Here is a 21,687-nt window from a genome sequence, read left to right on the forward strand (position 1 = left end):
CAGTAAAAAGTTAGAGGTTATTTTTAACCTGAAATCGAATACTGAAAATAATAAATAAAGAAATGTGAGAAGGAGTAACGCATGAAAACAATTGGTTTAATCGGAGGAATGAGCTGGGAGTCATCATTACTTTATTATCAAATCATCAATCAAACTGTTAAAGAAAAATTAGGTGGACATCATTCTGCAAAGAGTATGTTGTACTCAGTTGACTTTGAAGAAATTAAGATCCTTCAACATGAAGGAAAGTGGGATGAGGCTACAAAAATTATGATAGAGATTGCTCAGAAACTCGAAGTTAGCGGGGCGGATTGTATTGTAATTTGTACGAATACGATGCATAAGATGGCTGAAGAAATAGAAGCTGCGATTACTATTCCTTTACTACATATTGCAGATGCCACTGCAAAACTGATTGTAAATGATGGAAGAAAAAAGGTTGCTTTGCTAGGTACTGCTTTTACAATGGAGCAGTATTTTTATAAAGGTAGACTGATTGAACAATTTGGGCTTGATGTAGTCGTTCCGACACTAGAGGATTGTAAGATCATTCATGACATTATATATGAGGAACTTTGTCTAGGGCTGATTAATGAAAAATCTAAGCAAGCTTATTTACATATTATTGATAAGTTGGTTGATCAAGGTGCAGAAGCGGTTATTCTAGGATGCACAGAAATTACAATGCTGATTTCCCAAGAGAATTGTCGTGTTCCGGTGTATGATACAACGAAAATCCATGCAATAAATGCAGTCGAATTTTCATTACATAAAGATCAGTAAAATAGTTAAAAAAATATGATAGAAATGCTAACAAAAAAATTTTATAACAATTTTAGTACCTACTACTAGTAATTGGTGTTATAATAAGTGAAACAAAAAAATCATTGAGGTGACCAATCTATGTTAACGTCAAAAGCTAGAATTACTGCCATAGGTTCGTATGTCCCAGAAAAGAAATTAACGAACTATGAATTGGAAAAAATAGTAGATACAAATGATGAATGGATCATACAACGAACTGGAATAAAAGAACGTAGAATTGCAGAACAAGATGAATTTACCAGTGATTTAAGCTATATGGCTGTGAAAAATTTAATGGAACGTTATGATCAAACTGTGGAAGATGTTGATATGATCATCGTCTGTACATTAACACCAGATTTTAATACACCAAGCGTAGCTTCATTAATTCAAGCGAAACTTGGCATAAAGAATGCGGGAGCAATCGACGTAAATGCAGCATGTGCAGGGTTTACTTATGGATTGTATATTGCAAATGGATTAGTAACTTCAGGATTAAATAAGAAAATTCTTGTGGTAGGTGCAGAAACTTTATCTAAAATTACTGATTATGAAGATCGAACTACATGTATTTTATTTGGAGATGGTGCTGGAGCTGTTTTAGTAGAATATGATGAAGAAAATCCGAGTTTTCTTTCTTCACATATAGGATCTGAAGGAGATAAGGGTAAACACTTGTATTGCACAAATTTATCGAATCAAATGTTTGAAGTAGAGTTAATCAATAGTCATAAAATTGTACAAAATGGTCGCGAAGTGTATAAATGGGCTGTTACGACAGTACCAAAAGGGATGAATAAGGTGGTTGAGAATGCGGGTGCTTCTCTAAACGAAGTAGATTGGTTTGTCCCACACAGTGCGAATTTAAGAATGATCGAATCAATTTGTGAAAGAAGTGATTTTCCAATTGACCGTACATTATTTAGCTTAGTGGACTTTGGAAATACATCATCAGCTACGATTCCATTATCACTTGATCAAGGGATTATTGAAGGAAAACTTCAAAAAGGAGATAAAGTATTATTATATGGTTTTGGTGGTGGATTGGCTCAAGCAGGTTTACTTATTAACTGGTCAATATAAGGAATATATTTTATATAAAATACTAAAAAAGAACTGTTTAACAGTTCTTTTTTCTTTTTGAATGAAGACTCTCCGTATGCCTTGTTAAAAAGAGTGTATCCTAGATTAAAAGGTCTATTTTATATGGATTTTTCTAATTGGAGTGAAATAAAGTTTCATAATATTTATGATTAGTATTGACATTTAATTTCAAAGTAATAGAATAAAAGTGTGAAATGAAGTTTCATTTTCTTTGAAAGAAAGGTGATTTGATGTTAGAGAATTTATCAACTGAGGCAAGGAATAATAAGACATCTAATTTAGATGAAATGACAACAAAACAGATTCTTACAGCAATGAATGAGGAAGATCATAGTGTACCAACGGCTGTAGGAAATGAAATAGAAAATATTGAAAGTCTTGTTTTAAAAGTAATCGAATCCTTTAAAAAAGGAGGAAGATTAATTTATATCGGAGCTGGCACAAGTGGCCGTTTAGGTATATTAGATGCAGTAGAATGTCCACCAACATTTGGTACTGAAACAGAAATGGTTCAAGGATTAATAGCAGGTGGATTGAAAGCGTTCACGGTTGCAGTAGAAGGTGCTGAGGATCGTGAAGACTTTGCTGTAAATGATCTGAAAGAGATTTCTTTGAATGATAAAGATATCGTTATTGGAATTGCTGCTAGTGGTAGAACACCTTATGTAATTGGTGGTTTAAAATATGCTAAAGAAGTTGGAGCAAGTACAGGTAGTGTAGCATGTAACAAAAATTCAGAAATTAGTAAGTATGCAGAAGTTAGCATTGAAGTAGTGCCTGGTCCGGAAATATTAACAGGATCAACTCGATTAAAAGCGGGAACTTCACAAAAATTAGTGTTGAACATGATTTCGACAGCTTCTATGATCGGGATTGGTAAAGTATATAAAAATCTAATGGTTGATATGCAATCTACGAATATTAAACTAATCGAACGTTCAAAGCGAATTATTATGGAAGCTACAGATGTCGATTATGAAACTGCATCTAATTATTATGAACAAGCAAATAAAAATGTAAAAGCTGCAATCGTTATGATTTTAGTTCAATGTAATTATGACGATGCTTTAGATAAATTAAAAGAAGCAGATGGCTTTGTACGAAAAACTTTAACGGTTTAGAAAATAGAAAAAATAGAAACTGGAGGGGAACTTATGAACAAAGAACAACGTTTAGCTAAAGAAATAGCTGAGCAAATCGGCGGTAAAGATAATATTAAAAGTGTTGCTCATTGTATGACTCGATTACGATTAACACTTAAGGACGACCAAAAAGTAAATATCCCATTACTTAAGAAGGTTAATGGGGTAATGGGCGTAATTGAGGATGATACATTACAAATTGTGGTCGGACCTGGAACTGTAAATAAGGTTGCAGATGAAATGAGTAAAGAAACGGGTTTGAAAATTGGTGAAGTAGCTGAGGACAATAAGTTCGATGGACTTGCTGATCAGAAAAAGTCAGAAATAAAAAGTAAAAACAATACTCCAATTAAAAATATTTTACGTAAAATTGGAAGCATTTTCATTCCATTAATTCCAGGTTTAATTGCTTCTGGAATCATCAATGGAATTGCAAACTTTGCTAAAAACGCAGGAGTTGATCCAACTCAAACTTGGATGCAAATCCTGTTGTTGATTGGTAGTGGTATCTTTGCATATTTAGGAATTTTAGTCGGTCTTAATACAGCAAAGGAATTTGGTGGTACACCAGTACTTGGTGCAATCGCTGGTATATTAATTATTAACCCTGGTCTAGCTGAAATTAAAATATTTGGTGAAGCATTAATTCCTGGACGAGGCGGTTTGTTTGCAGTCATGTTTGCAGCATGGCTAATGACAGTTATTGAAAAGCGTGTTCGTAAAATTGTACCTAACGCAATTGATATTATTGTAACACCTTTAATTACAATCCTAATTGTTGGACTATTAACTTTATATGCAATTCAACCAGTAGCTGGTATTTTATCAGATGGAATTACAAGCGGTATTAACAGCATTTTAGATATTGGGGGACCAATAGCAGGAGCTGTGTTGGCAGGAACATTCTTACCATTAGTAATGGTTGGTCTACATCATGGTTTAACTCCGATTCATATGGAATTTATTAATACAATGGGTGTAACACCGATTCTTCCAATTTTAGCAATGGCTGGTGCGGGTCAAGTAGGTGCAGCAATAGCGATTTTTGTGAAAACAAAAAATAAAAATTTAAAAAATGTTATAAAAGGTGCGTTACCAGTTGGATTTTTGGGAATAGGCGAGCCTCTATTATACGGGGTAACATTACCATTAGGTAGACCATTCTTAACTGCTTGTCTAGGCGCAGCAGTTGGTGGGGCATTCCAAGCGGTTATGAAAACAGCTTCAGTTGGTATTGGTGTATCTGGTTTATCATTAATTCCATTAATTGCAGATAATAAATATATCTTATACTTTATTGGAATTGTTATTGCATACACATTTGGCTTCATTTTCACATACTTGTTCGGATTCAAAGAAGAAATGGCAGATAACTTGTAACAAAAAGAGGAGGTTTTTCGAAACCTCCTTTTTTTATAGAAAGGAAGAGAACAGATGCTTGGAATTTCAATCTATTTATCAAAAGAACATATAGATAAAAATCTTCAGTTGATTCAGTCAGCAAAAGCAAGTGGCTTTCAATCAATTTTCACTTCGCTTCATATACCAGAGGACGATCCTTCATCTTATAAAGAGCTTTTACAACTTCTTGGTCAACATGCTATGAATAACCAAATGGAACTAATGGCAGATATTTCTCCTAAATCCTTAGCATACTTAGGTTTAAATGACTCCTCAGTAGCAGAACTTGTCGATTGGGGCGTAACTGGCTTAAGAATTGATTACGGTTTATCAGAAAAACAAATTGCTGATCTTTCAAAAATAATGAAAATAGCATTAAATGCTAGTACGATTACCGAGGACTTTTTAGAGACATTACTACAATATGATTTGTGCACTGAAAATGTGGAGGCTTGGCACAATTTCTATCCTAGACCAGAAACAGGATTGTCAAGGCGTTATTTAGCAGAAAAAAACCGTTGGTTAAAAAAATGTGGTATGACAACCATGGCTTTTATTCCCGGTGATGATGAAAAAAGAGGTCCTCTTTATAAGGGGTTACCAACATTGGAAAAACATCGTGATGCGATTCCACTACATGCTTATTTAGAATTAACAAAATCCTGCTATGTTGATAAAGTACTAGTTGGAGATATCAGTTTTACGAAAGAAACGATGGAAAAACTAGCGTTGACGAAGGAGTATATTCCGCTACGTTATACATCTAATTTATCAGATCAAGCACTTCTAAAAAGTATAGAGGAAGTTCATACGAACCGAGAAGATCCAGCTAGAGATGTAATTCGTTCGATGGAATCCAGATTATACGGTAGATTTGATCATATAAAATTATTACCTAAAAACACAACTGACCGAGTACGGGGATCCATTACAATCGATAATGAACTTTATGGAAGATATGCTGGTGAAATGCAAATTACACTGACAAATTTACCGAGTGATCCAAAGGTAAATGTAATAGGTAGAATCATTGATGAGGATCTTCCTTTATTATCGTTTATTGGAGCAGGTAGTAAATATAAACTTTTTCCTTTAGAAGACAAGGAGCAACAATCTGTATAAACATATAATTCTTTTCTAGATAAAAAGCGTGTATCTAAGCACGCTTTTTTATCTTTCACATTCATTTTATGAAATCACTTTGATACTTTTCTAAAAACCTATATGATTTAAAAAGAGAGATTCTAAATAAATGGATGGTAGGAAATAAATGAAAGAAAAATATTATGATGAATTACTTAATATAAAAACTGAAGGCGAGCAACTAGGGTTTAATGAATCTTTACATTATCATCGGTATGAACCTACACCTTATGCTGCGCTGGAAATCTTATTCAAACAGTATGAATTAAAAAGTACCGATCGTATTGTTGATTTTGGTTGTGGTAAAGGAAGATTAAATTTTTATATACATTATTTATTTAATGCGTCAGTAATTGGGGTCGAAATGAATGAGACATTTTATTTGGAGGCGATTCAAAATAAGAAACAATATGTAAAGAAAGATGATGATAAAATTCAGTTTTATCATTGCTTAGCAGAGAACTATGAAATACATCCTTTAGACAATCATTTTTACTTTTTCAACCCTTTTTCTATACAAATATTTATGAACATTATTAAAAATATATTGGTTTCAGTAGAGAAAGTAAAAAGAGAAATTGAAGTAGTTTTGTATTACGTCTCTGATGAATATATTTACTTTTTAGAATACCAGACATCGTTTGAGTTAAAGGAAGAAATTATAATTCCGGGATTATATGAACACAATCAAAATGAAAGGTTTTTGATTTATCGTTTAGCGTATTAGTTGTTTAAATGCAAGGAATTCGTAATGAAATTGGAGAATTGTATAAGTAGGAAATATTTAGTTTCTCCATGATAGAAAGGGAGAGTTAAGATGACTGAAAAAAATGCATTTTTAGAAGCTTTTAAACGTACAAAATACCAGTTAGTTGGACATGGACCGAGAGATTTTCAGGTATTAAAAGAGGCGCTATATAGCTATGACGAAGATTACGAAAGTGATATATATGGGAATGGAAGAGTAATTGAAGATTTTCAGGAAAAGATGGCTACGTATTTAGGGAAAGAAGCAGCGGTATTTTTTCCGAGCGGGACAATGGCTCAGCAAATTGCGTTAAGAATTTGGTGTGATCGAAATGGCATACATAAAGTAGCGTATCATCCACTGAGTCATTTGGAGATACATGAAGAGGATGGGTTAAAAGAATTACATCACATTCAGCCGATTTTATTAGCGGATAAAAATAGACTAATTGAGCTTGATGATGTTTTATCACTAGAAGAAGAAATTTCATGTTTATTAATTGAATTGCCGCAACGTGAAATTGGCGGTCAATTACCAGATTTTGAAGTATTAGAATCGATCTCTACATATTGTCGCGAGAAAGGAATAAAATTGCAATTAGATGGCGCTAGACTGTTTGAAATTCTGCCATACTATCAAAAGTCGGCATCTGAGGTTTGTGAATTGTTTGATAGTGTTTATGTGTCTTTTTATAAAGGAATTGGTGGATTAGCAGGTGCTATTCTTGCTGGAGATCAGGACTTTATAGAAGAATCTAAGATTTGGAAAAGACGCCATGGTGGAGATTTAATCAGTTTATATCCGTACATCATTACTGCTGACTATTATTTCGACAAGCGAATTCATAAAATGGCTACTTACTATGAAAATGCGATTGAACTTGCTAGGTTTTTTAATGAATGCAAAGCTACGAAAACTTTACCTTTAATACCCGTGTCCAATATGTTCCATGTGCATTTTGAAGCACCAATCGAAAAAGTGAAATCAATATTAATTGATATTTATGAGGAAACTAGTACTGGTATAACGGGTAATCTAAGACCAATTAACGAAAATAGCTGTTATTGTGAAATTAGCCTTGGAGATCAATTCAGTAAGGTACCAAAAGAAATATTAAATAATGTATTCAAAATGTTACATGATAAATTGAGTGGAATAGTTAAATAAAAAAGAGGGGTTTGAGATTACTATGCAAAAGATTACGACTTTTTTGATGTTTGAAGGAAAAGCGGAAGAAGCAATGAATTATTATATGTCATTATTTAATGATTCAGAAATAGTCAATATTAGTCATTATGGAGCTGATATGGGCGAGTTTGAAGGAAAAGTTATTCATGCTACATTTACACTAAATGGACAGGAGTTTATGTGCATTGATAGTACTGTAAAGCATAAATTTACCTTCACACCTTCTGTATCACTTTATGTAACTTGTGAATCTGAAGAGGAATTGGACAATGCATTTGAAAAATTAAGCCAAGATGGCGAAGTATTAATGCCTTTAGCTGCGTATCCTTTTAGCGAGAAATTTGCATGGGTAAATGATCAATTTGGAGTTTCTTGGCAACTGAGCTTAGGGAAAAAATAAGTACAACACTATAAATAACACAGAAATCAGTATACGAAAAAACACAGATTAAACTACTAAATAACAATATAATTCTTAGAATAGGGCTGTCACGCAAGTCTATTTGATAAAGAGGACGCATCTTTATAAATAAAAAGAGGATGTGTTGATTTCCACTACAGGAAGCTCGCTTTCCATGGGGCGTACGCTGAGCCTCCTGGAAAATGGTATACATGCTAATACCACGACGTCCTGTCGTAACGCATGCATGACCCACATCCTGTGGGCCTCCTGCGGGGTCTCAGCTGTCCCGCATCTCCCATAGGAGTCGAGCATCCTTACGTTCCAATCATTATGTGTTATTGAGTATGCTCTAGTAGAAACCATTTTAATAATACTAAAAACAAGAGGACCAATTCATATGCGAATTGGTCCTCATATTTTTTCTAATTATCGTTTTTACTCTTAATCAGAACAGTTACTTATTTTTTAGCGTGGTTGTCATTTTTATTTATCATCTAATTCATATTGTAATTGCTGAGATAAATTTGGATTGCTACCTTGTATAAATACGCTGACGATTAATCTATCTTTAGGGACTTCAAATTCAGATATTGTAAAAAAATGATACCCTACAATATCTTCAAATAAGCTAGGTTTTTTCCATTTTGGAAAGTAAAATGTGCTAAGTGAGTCTGACTCGAAAAAGTCGAATTCTTCTTCCGTGCTTTTTGGCATTGGAGCATTTTGACTAACATTATTTGCTTTGCTCATTTTAACATTTGATGTATCAAATGTTGAAGCAGTCCAGTATAATTGTTTACCGACTGTATTTAATAAAGTGTAGTTAGTATAATATTGAAGCTCAATTTTCATCGGAGATATACTAGTAGGACTATAATCAAAATGGTGCTCAGTGATATACATAAATTTATGATTGCCTTCGTAAATAAGCTTTAATTTAATGCGTTCTAACTTAGTTGATGAAAAATTAAAGTTTTTGTGTTTTGTTAAATAGCTTTGATACTCTTTTTTTGATATATGATCTTCAATTCCATCTTTAATTATTAAATAAAGGTTAATTTGATCAACAACTTTACCTTTTATTTTTCCATATTGTTGAACTTCCTCATCTGTCATACCTGAAATTGTACTTTTCGAGAAACCTAGATTTAGTAGATTCTTTTCATAGATTTGCTGTTGCTTTGTAAGGCTTACTTGATCTATTGAAAAGTTTTTTGAGTTTGTAATAATAGTAGATTGAGAAGATAAATCTATGTATGTATATAAAATATAAAGTGCAATGATTGCCGTTATTATTGTATATATTTTTATAATTTTATGTGTATTTCTCAAAAAATCCCTACTCTCATCCAGATATAGTATTATACTACCAGTATAGCTCTAAAAAATCGACGTTTAATTAGTAGGAGGTTCCATGGGTTTTAATCAATTGATTATTGGTTTTATTTTTATCTTTTTTAATTTTAATTTTTTAAATGTGAACATATTACCTGATTTTATAGGATATATATTCTTTTATTTTGGTGCTACCAGTCTTTCTAGTTCACTGTCTAATGAGTACTTTACTTTTGTTAAGAATTCTAGCCGATTATTAATTATTCTTTCGATCATCGAGTCATTTATCGATTATTCAGCTATTCTAAACAATGTATTAAATGATGTCCAGGCTGTACATGAACAAATATTTGCATTGCTATTTACCTTAACAATTACATCTTTATATTTATATTGTATTTATTATTTATTTAAAGGGATTGAACATGAGGCAATTAAAATTGAAGATACAACTCTCCAATTAAAATCAAAACAAACATTAAAATTAGTGATGATTTATAACGTGATTGCAATCGTTCCATTCTTAGGAATTTTATTTTACGGAAATAGTGAAATGAATATTTCTTTTGCTGCTGGACCACTCATCTTTATCGCTATTTTAATTGGTATGGTCTATGTATTTGTAAAATTAGTGACAGTATTAAAGTATGCTAATTTAGTTTTATCTAAAAATATTCAGTAAAAAAAGGTTGCATAGATATGCAACCTTTTATATTTTATGAATGAATAGTAGTGACTGATTTCTTTTCTAATATTTTCGTAGGGACGATAATGGGTTCTTGTTGGTCATCTTGCTTTTTAATGATTGAAAATAGTAAGTTAGTAGCTACTTCACCTAATTTAATAATAGGGACTTCAATACCTGTTAAAGGTGGTGATAATAATGGAGAGAAAATGCCATTATTATATCCTACGATGGAGATATCTTGTGGAATTGAAACTCCTAGTTTTGCAGCGGTATTATATAAACCGATGATTTTTAAATCATCTATCGCAAAAATAGCTGTTGGTAGCTCATCAGATGATAATAATGCTTCTGAAGCTTCATAAGCTTGTTCCATCGTATAGCCACTGTCAATGATTCGATCTGGTCTGAGTGGAATACCATTATCTATTAAACATTTTTTATATCCCTCTAAACGATCTATTGATACATGATAATCCAAAGATGAATGAAGACATGCGATATCACGGTGTCCATTATCAATTAAATGCTGTACTAAATTATAGCTATCCTTAAAATTATCTGTATCTACTGAATAGATATTTTGAAAGTCTTCTTCAAGTTTTCCGATAACGACTATTGGTATGTCATATTTATCTAATTCCTTAAAGAAATCTTCGTTTGCAGGTGAACTTAACATTAATATTCCTTTAATCATTCTTCCACGAATTTTAGCTATACATTTCTCTAATTCATCTTTACTATTTTTTGATGTCTGTAAAATAACATCAAAATTTTCTTCCTCTGCTCTCATTGAAATAGAGTGAATAATTTCAGAGAAAAATGTGTTCCCAGCAGTTGTTTTAGTTGAGCGGGACATAACCATAATTGCATCAAATCCAGATGATGTAAGGGCTCTCGCTAACTTACTAGGCTGGTAATTTAATTCTTCAATTGCCTTCATCACACGAGTTCGGCTTTCCTCTGAAATATTACTTTTATTATTAAGTACTCGAGATACAGTGGACTTAGACACTTTTGCTACACGAGCGATATCATAAATAGTTGGGCCCAAATTGTATTCTCCTCTAAATATTTATTTTCCATATGTCATTGTTTTTAAATAAACTATAAAAACGTTTTCATTTTTATCATAAATTTTATGATAAAACAATGCCTTTTAAGATGAAACACACTGGAATGATTGTGTAGAAGTTATACTAATAAAATAGATAGGTGATCCATTTTCACAGATCAATAATGAATAAGTTCATTATATGTATAAGTAACCATAATAAGGTAAAAATACTTTTGTTAATACTTTAACAAGTAATTAAACATTTTTATATAGAAAAATTTTAATTTGTTGTTAGCACTCATTATATGGAGAATTGTAAAAAGTAGCAATAAAAAATAATGTTTTTAAAAATAAAATTCGTAAATCAGTATATTAGAAAAGTATTATTTTTTCTGGAATAAAAGTTTTTTTTGATGAAAGTTATAAATTGACAGTAAGCGCTTTCTATAATATATTGGAGTTGGGAGCGGTACCATAAACAAATCAAACGATTTGTGGGAGCGATACCACGAGGAGGAATCATATGAATAAATTAAAAGAAAGACTAACTTTTATTTATGAAAATGAAGATATAGATAGTATTTATAATGCAATCTTAAAAAGGCTAAATGAAGCGAAAGTTAAAGGGTTAAGACAAAGAAAACAAAGTTGGGACGAATCAGACGTTGTTTTAATTACTTATGGAGATCAATTTAGTGAAACTAATGCTCCAACACTTGAAACGTTTAAAAAAATGTTCGATGAGCATTTAGCAAATAAATTTGAAATCGTTCATATTTTACCATTTTATCCTTACTCTTCAGATGATGGTTTTTCAGTAATTGATTACAAAAAAGTCAATCCTGTTTTAGGGGATTGGTCAAATGTAGAAAACTTATCAAATTCAGCTAGAATCATGTTTGATTACGTTTGTAATCATATTTCAGCTAAGAGTGAGTGGTTTCAAGAATACTTAAAAGGAAATCCTAAATATGATGATTACTTCATTGAAATGGATCCTTCAATTGATTTAAGTTCTGTAACAAGACCAAGGGCTCTTCCGTTACTTTCAAAATTTACATTAGCAAATGGCGAAGAAAAATATATATGGACTACTTTTAGTGATGATCAAATTGATTTGAATTTTAGTAATCCACAAGTTTTAGTAGATATGATTGATGTTTTACTATTCTATTTAGAGCAAGGAGCAGAGTACGTAAGACTAGATGCAGTAGGATATATGTGGAAAGAAGTAGGTACGTCATGTATACACCTTGAAAAAACGCATGAAATCGTTAAATTATTCCGTGATATTTTAGATGAAGCTGCAAAAGGTACAGTCATGATTACTGAAACGAATGTACCTCACGTAGATAATATTTCTTATTTTGGAAATGGAAACGATGAAGCTCATATGGTTTATCAATTCCCACTTCCACCATTAGTTCTTTATTCACTTCATAATGAAAATGGAAACGTTTTAACAAACTGGGCGAAACAACTTGATGGCTCTGGAAAAGATTCAACATTCTTTAATTTCCTAGCTTCACATGATGGAATTGGCTTAAATCCAATAAGAGGAATTATTCCGGAAGAGGAAATTTTATCTCTTGTTAATGATTTAAAACAAGAAGGTGCATTAGTAAATTATAAGAAGAATTCAGATGGCAGCGAAAGCCCATATGAAATAAATGTAACTTACTTAGATGCATTAAACAAACAATCCTACAGTGATGACTTGCGTGTGAAAAGATTCTTGCTAGCACATTCGATTCTATTAACATTCCCAGGTGTTCCAGCCGTTTACATTCAAAGTATGTTAGGTTCAAGGAACGATTACAACGGCGTTAAACAAACAGGAATGAATCGATCGATTAATCGTCAAAAATACGATTTAGATGAAATCCTAACTGAACTAAGTAATGAAGATTCGCTAAGATCTAAAGTGTTTTCAGGGCTAACTGATATCATTCAAGTTCGTAAAGAAGAATCATTGTTCCATCCAAATGTAAGTATGGAGGTACTTGATTTAGGAGAAAAGATTTTTGCAATCAAGCGTGTAAAACAAGACGAAAGCATTGTCATTCTTCACAATTTATCTAGCAAAGAAGTTAGCTGCAATATGAATGGGAAATTTATGAATATTATCACTGGAGAAGTTAAAGAATTTAAAGAAAACATCACCTTGAATTCTTATCAATTCCTGTGGTTAAAACCAATAAACTAGGAGGGAAAACAAATGAAAAAAGCTTTAAGTATGTTCTTAGTTTTAATGTTAGCTGTTGGTTTAGCGGCTTGTGGTGGGGGTAAAAAAGAAGACGGTAAAGTGACGATTGAATTTATGCACTCTTCAGTTGAACAAGAACGTCTAGCTGTCATAACTGATTTAATTACTAAATTTGAAAAAGCAAATCCAGATATTAAAGTAAAACAAGTACCAGTAGAAGAGGATGCTTATAACACGAAGGTAGTAACATTAGCGAGCTCTGGAAAACTTCCAGCAGTGATCGAAGTTGGCCAAGACTATGCAAAAGTAATGGACAAAGATGAATTAATTGATAAAGAATCTGTTAAAAAAATTATCTCTAAAGTAGGCGAAGATAAGTATTACGAAGGTGCTTTAAAGTTATTAAAAACAGAAGATGGTAAAGACTTTACTGGAGTTCCAATTAGTGGATGGGTACAAGGTATTTGGTATAACAAACAAATGCTTGCAGACAAAGGTTTTGAAGAGCCTAAAAATTGGGATGATATTTTAAAAGTCGCAAAAGCTTTCACAGACAAAGGAAATAAAAAATTCGGTATTGCGATTCCAACAGTAGAAGGTGGATTCTCAGAACAGGCCTTTTCTCAATTCGCATTATCTAATAATGCAAATATGTTAAATGCTGACGGCAAATTAGCAATAGATACACCTGAAATGAAAGAAGCACTTAAATTCTATAAAGAATTATCAGGATATACAATGCCAGGTTCAAATGATGTAACTGAAGTTAAAGATGCATTTATGAACGGATCAACACCGATGGCAGTGTATTCAACATATATCCTTCCTTCAGTATATGAAGAAGGCACTACTGATAATATTGGATTTGCGATTCCAACTGAAAAATCTAAAGCAGTATATGGAACAGTTTCTGCTTATACAGTATCTTCTGGATTAGAAGATGATCAAAAAGCAGCTGCTGAGAAGTTCTTAGAATTTATGGTAGAGCCTGAAAATAATACAAAATTAGTATTAATGTCTCCAGGTGGTTCTCAACCAGTTAATAAAGATGTGACAGAAAGCAAAGAATACAAGGAAAATAAAGTAGTTAATTCATTCGGTGAATTATCAACTGAAATTGCAAGCGCATTTGAAGATGTTCAAGTTTTCGGACTAGTAGATGACAAGAACTTCCTAAAAATGGGTGATGTAACAAGTTCGGGAGCAGTTGCTAAATTAATTAATGCCATTACAGTTGGCGGTCAAAGTGTAGATGCTGCAGTTAAAGAAGCAGAGTCTAAATTAAAAGAAGTACTTAAATAAAAAACATTACTCATTCAATTCAAGGTATATAGGAGAAATGATTTCTTGAATGCCGAAGTTGTTTAAGAAGAACGAACGCTTGAAAAGCAAGCTAAGTTGCTTTTTAAACAACTTTTTCTTTTATCACCAATCATCTATCAAAAATAGATTAGATTGTCTTTAGGAGGTCCTATGAAAACGATTGCCAAAAAAAAATCGGACATTAAGTTAGCGCTAGTACTTCTTTTACCAGCTATTTTATTAGTTTTACTGCTTGTAGCTTATCCGATGTTATCAAACATTAAAATTAGCTTTTTCGATCAACCAATTAATCCAAGACTACCAGCAGATTTTGTTGGATTTAAAAACTACTCAGATATTCTTAAAGATGCAGCGTTTTATAAATCACTAGGGCTAACAATTTTATATACAGTACTTACAGTTATTGGGAGTACTGTAGTTGGACTAGCAATCGCTTTATTCTTTAATCGACCGTTTAAATTTCGCAAAACAGCACGATCTTTAATTATTCTATCATATGTTACACCTTCGATTTCTTTGGTGTTTGCATGGAAGTATATGTTTAATAATAGCTACGGAATTGTTAACTATTTAGGTACTGATGTGTTGCATATTTTTAAAAATGCGCCTTTATGGTTTGATAACCCAGTTAGTAGCTTTTTAGTAGTCGTTATTTTTGCGATATGGAAGTACTTCCCATATGCATTTATCTCGTTCTTAGCGATTTTACAAACAATTGATAAGTCTTTATTTGAAGCAGCAGATATTGACGGAGCTACGCTATGGCAAAAATTTAAGGTTGTTACATTACCCGCGATAATGCCTGTATTATTGACAGTTGTAACTTTACGTTTCATTTGGATGTTCTACATGTTTACTGATGTTTACTTATTAACAAACAAAGTAAATATTCTTGGGATTTACTTATACGAAACGGCGTTTGCTTTCAACGATCTAGGAAAAGCAAGTTCAATTTCTGTAATCCTATTTATCATTCTATTTATTGTAATTATCGTAGCAAGAAAGAGGGTGAACTTAAATGGCAGTAACTAGTAAGAAAAATAAATTATTGAAAAAAACAGGTTTCTATATTGGTTTAGTTTTACTTTTAGGAGTTTTGCTATTTCCATTCTTTATCATGCTGATGACGTCATTAAAGAGTTCAAAGGAAGCAATTTCAACGAGTCCTACATTACTTCCAAAAGTATGGACATTTCAGCATTATATAGATATTTTTAATCCGACGATTTTCCCTTATATCAACTATTTTAAAAATAGTTTAATTGTTGCTTTAATTGCAGCTTCAATTTCAGTGGCATTTGGTATTTTGGGAGCATACGCATTATCAAAATTAAAATTTAAAGGAAGAGTTACAATTAATGCTAGTTTCTATACTGTATATATGTTCTCTGGCATTTTGTTAGTCGTTCCTTTGTTTAAAATCATCTCAGGGTTAGGGCTATATGATACTAGATTGGCATTAATTATTACGATGATCGTTCAAACACTACCAACAGCTATCTTCATGTTGAAGAGTTATTTCGATACAATTCCTGAGGATCTAGAAGAAGCGGCGATGATTGATGGGTTAAGTCGTTTGAAAATCATCTTTTATATCATCATCCCATTATCAATTTCGGGTATTGTTTCAGTATTTGTTTATGCGTTTATGATTGCATGGAATGATTATTTATTCGCATCAATTTTCTTATCGAGTTCAGAAAACTTTACTTTACCAATCGGTCTAAATACTTTATTTAGTACACCTGATTATATATGGGGACGCATGATGGCTGCATCTCTAGTAACAGCATTACCGGTTGTCGGAATGTATGCTTTATCAGAGCGCTTTATTAAAGGTAACTTAACTGAAGGCGGCGTAAAAGGCTAAAATTAACAGTTTTACTTGAGAGGATGAAATATAGATGAAGAAATTAGTAGCAGTTGAACCAAGGGTTGCAGCATTAGTGGAATATGAGGATCGCCAAGTAGAAGCAAATGAAGTAAAAATTAAAGTTGAATTCGCATCACCAAAACATGGTACTGAGGTTGTTGATTTTAGAGGAGCTAGCCCATTTATTGATGAAGAGTTCAATGAAGAGTGGAAAATGTTTATGCCTCGAGAAGAAGGCGCAGCACGCGGGATTGTTTTTGGAGAGTTCCAATTAGGGAATATGGTTGTCGGTAGTATTTGTGAAATTGGAGCGGACGTTACAGAGTACAAGCTAGGAGAGCAAGTTTGTACGTATGGCCCAATTATGGAAACTGTCATTGTAAATGCAGTAGATAATTATAAGCTACGTAAAATGCCAGAAGGTTCTTCATGGAAGAATGCAGTTTATTATGATCCAGCTCAATTTGCAATGAGTGGAGTTCGTGATGCAAATGTTCGTGCTGGTGATTTTGTAGTAGTAGTTGGTTTAGGTGCAATCGGCCAAATTGCAATCCAACTTGCTAAAAGAGCAGGTGCTAGTATTGTAATTGGTGTCGATCCAATTAGTCATCGATGCGATATTGCATTAAAGAATGGAGCAGACTATTGCTTCGATCCAACTAAATGTGACTTAGGTTATGAAATTAAGAAACTAACTGATAAATTAGGTGCGGATTCGATTATTGAAACAAGTGGAAATGCTGGTGCACTACAAGCGGCACTAAGAGGTATTGCATACGGAGGAACAATTTCTTATGTAGCTTTTGCTAAACCATTCCCAGAAGGATTTAATCTTGGTCGTGAAGCGCACTTTAACAATGCAAAAATTGTATTTTCTCGTGGTAGTAGTGAACCAAATCCCGATTACCCACGTTGGTCTAGAAAACGTATTGAAAATACATGTTGGGAATTATTAATGAATGGTTACTTAAATTGCGAAGATTTAATTGAACCAGTTGTTTCATTTAATGAAGTAGCAGAGTCTTATATGGAATATGTTGACCAAAAACCAGAATTGAGTATTAAGATGGGTGTTCATTTTCCAAAATAAGTACTCAAAAATTCGGAATATAAATCAATAGTGAAAGCAAAATATATGAATAAATAGAGTTAAATTTAAGGGAGTGTAAATGCACTCCCCTTCGTTTAGGAGTGGAAGTCATGAAAGTAGGAACTCAAAATCAAGCATTTTTTCCAGAAAATATTAAAGAAAAATTTAGCTATTTAAAAAAAGCTGGATTCGAAGGCTTTGAAATAGATGGTAAGTTTTTAGTTGATCATTTGGATGAAGTAAAGGAAGCAATCGCAGAAACTGGTTTGCCTGTAACAACAGCTTGTGGCGGATATAGTGGTTGGATTGGTGATTTCATTGAAGAGCGTCGTTTAAAAGGCTTGGATGAAATCAAAGAAATACTGTTCGCCTTAAAAGAAGTTGGTGGAAAAGGGATTGTTGTGCCTGCAGCATGGGGCATGTTCACATTCCGATTACCTCCAATGTCATCTCCAAGAAGCTTAGAGGGTGATCGAAAAGCTGTGACTGAGTCTTTACTATTTTTGGATAATGTTGCTGATGAAACTGGGACTACTATTTTCTTAGAGCCATTAAATCGTTACCAGGATCATATGATTAATACTTTAGGCGACGCACGAAAATATATAGAAGACAATCAGTTAAAAAACGTAAAGATTATCGCAGACTTTTATCATATGAATATTGAAGAAGATGGAATTTCAGAAGCGTTACACCAGAATAGAGATTTAGTTGAACATATTCATATTGCTGACAATCATCGTTTTCAACCAGGAAGTGGTTCTTTAGATTTCAAAAAGCACTTTGATCAATTAAAAAGTGACGGATATGAAGGGTTTGTAACATTTGAATGTCGAGTTCGCGGAAATGACTTAGAAGAAGAATACTTCAAAGCGCTTCAGCATATCAAAGATGCATTAAGCGAAAAAGAGGCAATAATGTGATGAAAAAAAAGGTTGCTATTATTGGCGGAGGACAAATTGCAGAAAATGTGCACGTCGCTCACTATAAAACTAGAGAAGAATTAGAAATCGTAGCTGTTTGTGGTGTGAATGAAGAATCATTAAAAAGCTTTGCACAAAGAAATGGTATTCCAAACTATTATACTGATGCAGCTAAAATGTATTCAATTGAGAAACCAGATATCGTCAGTGTTTGCACACCAAATTTATTTCACTTTGAAAATGTCATGCAAGCATTAGAAAATGATTGCGATGTATTTTGTGAGAAACCTCCTGCGATTAAAGCCGATGATGCAAAAAAAATGTATGAAACAGCTATTGCTAAAGGAAAGGTACTTGCGTACGATTTTCACCATCGGTTCGCTGATGATGTAGCCATTTTAAAAGAAAAAGTGGACGAAGGCATGCTTGGAGATATTTATTTTGTAAAAGTAAAAGCATTAAGAAGAAATGGTATACCTGGATGGGGAAGCTTTACCAATAAAGAGATTCAAGGTGGAGGTCCATTAATCGATTTAGGAATCCATATGCTTGATGCGGCCCTTTATGTATTGGGATATCCAAACGTTAAAAAAGTAACAGCAAAAATGTTTCAAAAAATTGGTAATAAGAAAAGCGAAGGGTCTTTTGGAAAATGGGATCCAACTAAATTTGGTGTAGAAGACTCCTTATTTTCACATATCGAGTTAGAGAATGGCAGTTTGTTACAGCTAGAAACATCTTTTGCCTTAAATATAAAAGAAAAATCAGAAATGAATGTAGAGTTCTGTGGAGACCAAGCTGGTGCGACAATGTTTCCAGCAGAAATTTATACAGATGAAAAAGGAGAACTTGTTTCACTTTTAAAAAGAGAGGAAGCAGATCCTGACCGCCATTCAAAAAGTATGAGTGCTTTTGTTAATCGTTGTTTAGGTAAGAATGTCATGTTAGCAGATGGAAAACAAGGTTATGCTATACAACAACTAGTAGAAGCAATTTATCAATCAGCTGAAAAAGGTGAGAGTGTATCTTTATGAATTTAGTACAAGCATTAAACGAAAAACAATTTGATCTACATTTTATAAATAAATATGCTAGCTTAATGGCTCAAGGGAATGGTTATCTGGGCTTACGTGCAAGTCATGAGGAGCATTACGCAGAGCAAACACGTGGTATGTATATCGCTGGTATTTATAATAAGTTTACTCCTAATGAAGCAACTGAGCTAGTAAATCTACCAGATGTGATTGGTATGAAAATTGAAATAAACGGTGAAATTTTTTCATTGTTAACAGGAACTGTTCTATCATATGATCGTAGTTTAAACATGTTAACAGGAGAATTAACAAGAGACGTGTTATGGCAGTCTAGTAGTGGTGAACGTTTTAAACTTAAATTTCAACGATTTGTTTCTAAGGATGATTTACATTTATTAGCTTCGAAAGTAGAAGTTGTGAGTTTAGATCGAAATGCTTCTATTAAAATTATCACTGGAATAGATGCTCAAGGGTCTAATTTCGGAAAACAGCATCTTCATGAAGAAAATGTACGTGTGTTAGATAAAAAGGTTATGCAAGGAATTTATAAGACTTCTGAAAGCAATCATACAATTGCATTAGCGACTACTTGCATACTTGAAAAAGAAAGTGACATCTCATTTGGGGCAAAAAATCGCCAATTAATGGGTACGATCACCCAGGATCTGATAGTTGATCAACCATTTACATTAGAAAAAATAAGTTCAGTTTACACATCTAATGATATGTTACGTGAAGAACCAGCAAGTGCAGCAGTTAATACTGTTCAAAAATACTTAACAGAAGGCTATGACAATCTTAGAGACAGCAATACGATTAAATGGCAGGATTTTTGGAAACAAAAGCGAGTGGTAGTTACAACAAAAGAAAAGATGGATCAACTTGCGATAGATTTCTCGCTATATCATATTGAAGTTATGACACCTGCCCATGATGAACGATTCAGCGTCGGCGCAAAAGGGTTAACTGGTGAAGGATATAAAGGTCATGTTTTCTGGGATACAGAAATATTTATTGCTCCATTCCATCTATTTACAGATCCAGAAAAAGCTAAAAAATTACTAAGATATCGATATCTGCATATAAATGAAGCGAAAGTAAAAGCAGCTAAAAATGGATATGAAGGTACACTTTTTCCATGGGAAAGTGCCTTTACAGGTAATGAAGAAACACCTGAATATGCTGCGATTAATATCATTACAGGTCAACGTCAAAAAGTTGCATCAGCTTTAGCAGAACATCATATCGTTGCTGACATTGCATATGCAGTCGTACAGTATTACCAAAATACTTTAGACGAAGGTTTTATGGCTAAAGAAGGGCTCGAATTATTAAAAGAAACAGCACGTTTTTGGATTAGTCGAACAACTGAAGATAATGGACAGCTGTCAATAAAAGATGTGATTGGACCGGATGAATATACGGAGCATATTGACAATAATGCTTATACAAATTATATGGCTTATTACAATGTGCAACATGCACTTTTGTATATGGAAAAATTTAATGATGTAGATATAGAACTAATACAGAAAGCGACCGATTTTCTGAATAGATTATATTTACCTAAGCCAAATGATGAGAATATCATCCCTCAAGATGATACGTTTTTATCAAAACCTGAAATTGACTTAACAACATATAAGCAAAATCAAGGTAGCCAGGGAATATTACTTGATTACTCTCGTCAAGAAGTAAATGAAATGCAAATCTTAAAACAAGCAGATGTCGTAATGCTATTATATCTATTCCCAGATTTATTCCCGGAAGAAGTTGTGAAAAAGAATTTACAATATTATGAAGAGCATACCATTCATGATTCTTCATTAAGTAAAGCAATTCATGCGATTGTGGCTGCTCGTTGTGATGATCAAGAAAATTCTTATCGCTTTTTCCAAGAAGCATGTTTAATTGATTTAGGGCCAAATCCAAAGTCATCTGATGAAGGACTTCATGCTGCATCGCTTGGCGCAAATTGGTTAGCAACAATCTTCGGATTTGCAAATATCTCTATGGATATAAATCGCTTAAAGATTAACCCAAAATTACCAACAGAATGGGAAAAGCTTTCTTTTCCATTTCAATGGCAAGGGTCAATTCTTTCGTTTACAATAACGCACAGATCAATAACAGTGACAAAACAATCAGGACCTCCACTTACAATCGAAATAAATGGAGAAGAATTTAACTTAACAGAACAATTAAAAACATCTCTTTAAGGGGGAGGA

The 21,687-nt window shown here is 33.0% G+C and carries 19 protein-coding genes; 17 read left to right on the forward strand and 2 right to left on the reverse strand.

The features are described from left to right. Positions 1–81: 81 nt before the first annotated feature. The 8 genes from ACX6U0_RS12225 to ACX6U0_RS12260 all read left to right on the forward strand — a co-directional run bounded on the left by ACX6U0_RS12225 (position 82) and on the right by ACX6U0_RS12260 (position 7,930). A complete protein-coding gene (locus ACX6U0_RS12225) occupies positions 82–783 on the forward strand; it encodes an aspartate/glutamate racemase family protein (RefSeq protein ID WP_464960207.1) in 702 nt (233 codons plus the stop codon). Between the two features lie 120 nt (positions 784–903). Then, positions 904–1,887 (forward strand): beta-ketoacyl-ACP synthase 3, encoded by a 984-nt coding sequence (locus ACX6U0_RS12230; RefSeq protein WP_464960208.1) that lies wholly within the window; start codon positions 904–906, stop codon positions 1,885–1,887. A gap of 251 nt (positions 1,888–2,138) precedes the next feature. Beyond that, a complete protein-coding gene (gene murQ, locus ACX6U0_RS12235; RefSeq protein ID WP_464960209.1) occupies positions 2,139–3,029 on the forward strand; it encodes an N-acetylmuramic acid 6-phosphate etherase in 891 nt (296 codons plus the stop codon). A gap of 33 nt (positions 3,030–3,062) precedes the next feature. Beyond that, positions 3,063–4,430: a PTS transporter subunit EIIC gene (locus ACX6U0_RS12240; protein WP_464960210.1), complete on the forward strand. Its 1,368-nt coding sequence runs from the start codon at positions 3,063–3,065 to the stop codon at positions 4,428–4,430. A 54-nt stretch (positions 4,431–4,484) separates the two neighbouring features. After that, positions 4,485–5,573, forward strand: a complete 1,089-nt coding sequence (locus ACX6U0_RS12245; protein ID WP_464960211.1) for a DUF871 domain-containing protein — start codon at positions 4,485–4,487, stop codon at positions 5,571–5,573. Between the two features lie 148 nt (positions 5,574–5,721). Further along, a complete protein-coding gene (locus ACX6U0_RS12250; RefSeq protein ID WP_464960212.1) occupies positions 5,722–6,321 on the forward strand; it encodes an SAM-dependent methyltransferase in 600 nt (199 codons plus the stop codon). 90 nt (positions 6,322–6,411) lie between these two features. Continuing rightward, positions 6,412–7,509, forward strand: coding sequence for a threonine aldolase family protein (locus ACX6U0_RS12255; RefSeq protein ID WP_464960213.1), 1,098 nt, complete (start codon positions 6,412–6,414; stop codon positions 7,507–7,509). A gap of 22 nt (positions 7,510–7,531) precedes the next feature. Beyond that, positions 7,532–7,930 (forward strand): VOC family protein, encoded by a 399-nt coding sequence (locus tag ACX6U0_RS12260; RefSeq protein WP_464960214.1) that lies wholly within the window; start codon positions 7,532–7,534, stop codon positions 7,928–7,930. Positions 7,931–8,416: 486 nt separating this feature from the next. On the opposite strand, the gene ACX6U0_RS12265 is transcribed toward ACX6U0_RS12260, so the two are convergent. Then, complete coding sequence (locus tag ACX6U0_RS12265; RefSeq protein WP_464960215.1) at positions 8,417–9,265, reverse strand: hypothetical protein; 849 nt, start codon at positions 9,263–9,265, stop codon at positions 8,417–8,419. An 82-nt stretch (positions 9,266–9,347) separates the two neighbouring features. Here ACX6U0_RS12265 and ACX6U0_RS12270 point away from each other — a divergent pair, with 82 nt between their 5' ends. Then, positions 9,348–9,950 carry a hypothetical protein gene (locus ACX6U0_RS12270; RefSeq protein ID WP_464960216.1) on the forward strand — a complete coding sequence of 201 codons (603 nt, stop codon included), beginning with the start codon at positions 9,348–9,350 and terminating at the stop codon, positions 9,948–9,950. Positions 9,951–9,984: 34 nt separating this feature from the next. On the opposite strand, the gene ACX6U0_RS12275 is transcribed toward ACX6U0_RS12270, so the two are convergent. Then, positions 9,985–11,007 (reverse strand): LacI family DNA-binding transcriptional regulator, encoded by a 1,023-nt coding sequence (locus ACX6U0_RS12275; RefSeq protein WP_464960217.1) that lies wholly within the window; start codon positions 11,005–11,007, stop codon positions 9,985–9,987. 526 nt (positions 11,008–11,533) lie between these two features. Between ACX6U0_RS12275 and ACX6U0_RS12280 the strand changes: the two genes are divergently transcribed. From ACX6U0_RS12280 to ACX6U0_RS12315, 8 genes are all read left to right on the forward strand, one after another. Next, positions 11,534–13,216: a sugar phosphorylase gene (locus ACX6U0_RS12280; protein WP_464960218.1), complete on the forward strand. Its 1,683-nt coding sequence runs from the start codon at positions 11,534–11,536 to the stop codon at positions 13,214–13,216. A 12-nt stretch (positions 13,217–13,228) separates the two neighbouring features. Then, a complete protein-coding gene (locus ACX6U0_RS12285) occupies positions 13,229–14,518 on the forward strand; it encodes an ABC transporter substrate-binding protein (protein WP_464960219.1) in 1,290 nt (429 codons plus the stop codon). A gap of 171 nt (positions 14,519–14,689) precedes the next feature. Then, on the forward strand, positions 14,690–15,571 hold the full coding sequence (locus ACX6U0_RS12290) for a carbohydrate ABC transporter permease (protein ID WP_464960220.1): 882 nt from the start codon (positions 14,690–14,692) through the stop codon (positions 15,569–15,571). Next, positions 15,558–16,409 (forward strand): carbohydrate ABC transporter permease, encoded by an 852-nt coding sequence (locus ACX6U0_RS12295; RefSeq protein WP_464960221.1) that lies wholly within the window; start codon positions 15,558–15,560, stop codon positions 16,407–16,409. The genes ACX6U0_RS12290 and ACX6U0_RS12295 overlap by 14 nt, the downstream gene beginning before the upstream one ends. A 34-nt stretch (positions 16,410–16,443) precedes the next feature. After that, positions 16,444–17,502: a zinc-dependent alcohol dehydrogenase gene (locus ACX6U0_RS12300; protein ID WP_464960222.1), complete on the forward strand. Its 1,059-nt coding sequence runs from the start codon at positions 16,444–16,446 to the stop codon at positions 17,500–17,502. Between the two features lie 110 nt (positions 17,503–17,612). Continuing rightward, positions 17,613–18,425, forward strand: coding sequence for a sugar phosphate isomerase/epimerase family protein (locus ACX6U0_RS12305; protein ID WP_464960223.1), 813 nt, complete (start codon positions 17,613–17,615; stop codon positions 18,423–18,425). Further along, positions 18,425–19,459 (forward strand): Gfo/Idh/MocA family protein, encoded by a 1,035-nt coding sequence (locus tag ACX6U0_RS12310; RefSeq protein ID WP_464960281.1) that lies wholly within the window; start codon positions 18,425–18,427, stop codon positions 19,457–19,459. Before ACX6U0_RS12305 ends, ACX6U0_RS12310 begins: the two co-directional genes overlap by 1 nt. Continuing rightward, entirely contained in the window at positions 19,456–21,678 is a 2,223-nt protein-coding gene (locus tag ACX6U0_RS12315) for a glycoside hydrolase family 65 protein (protein ID WP_464960224.1), read from the forward strand. The genes ACX6U0_RS12310 and ACX6U0_RS12315 overlap by 4 nt, the downstream gene beginning before the upstream one ends. The last annotated feature ends 9 nt before the right edge of the window (positions 21,679–21,687 follow it).

It is taken from the genome of Gottfriedia sp. ABJ_BB2_2 (assembly GCF_055484705.1).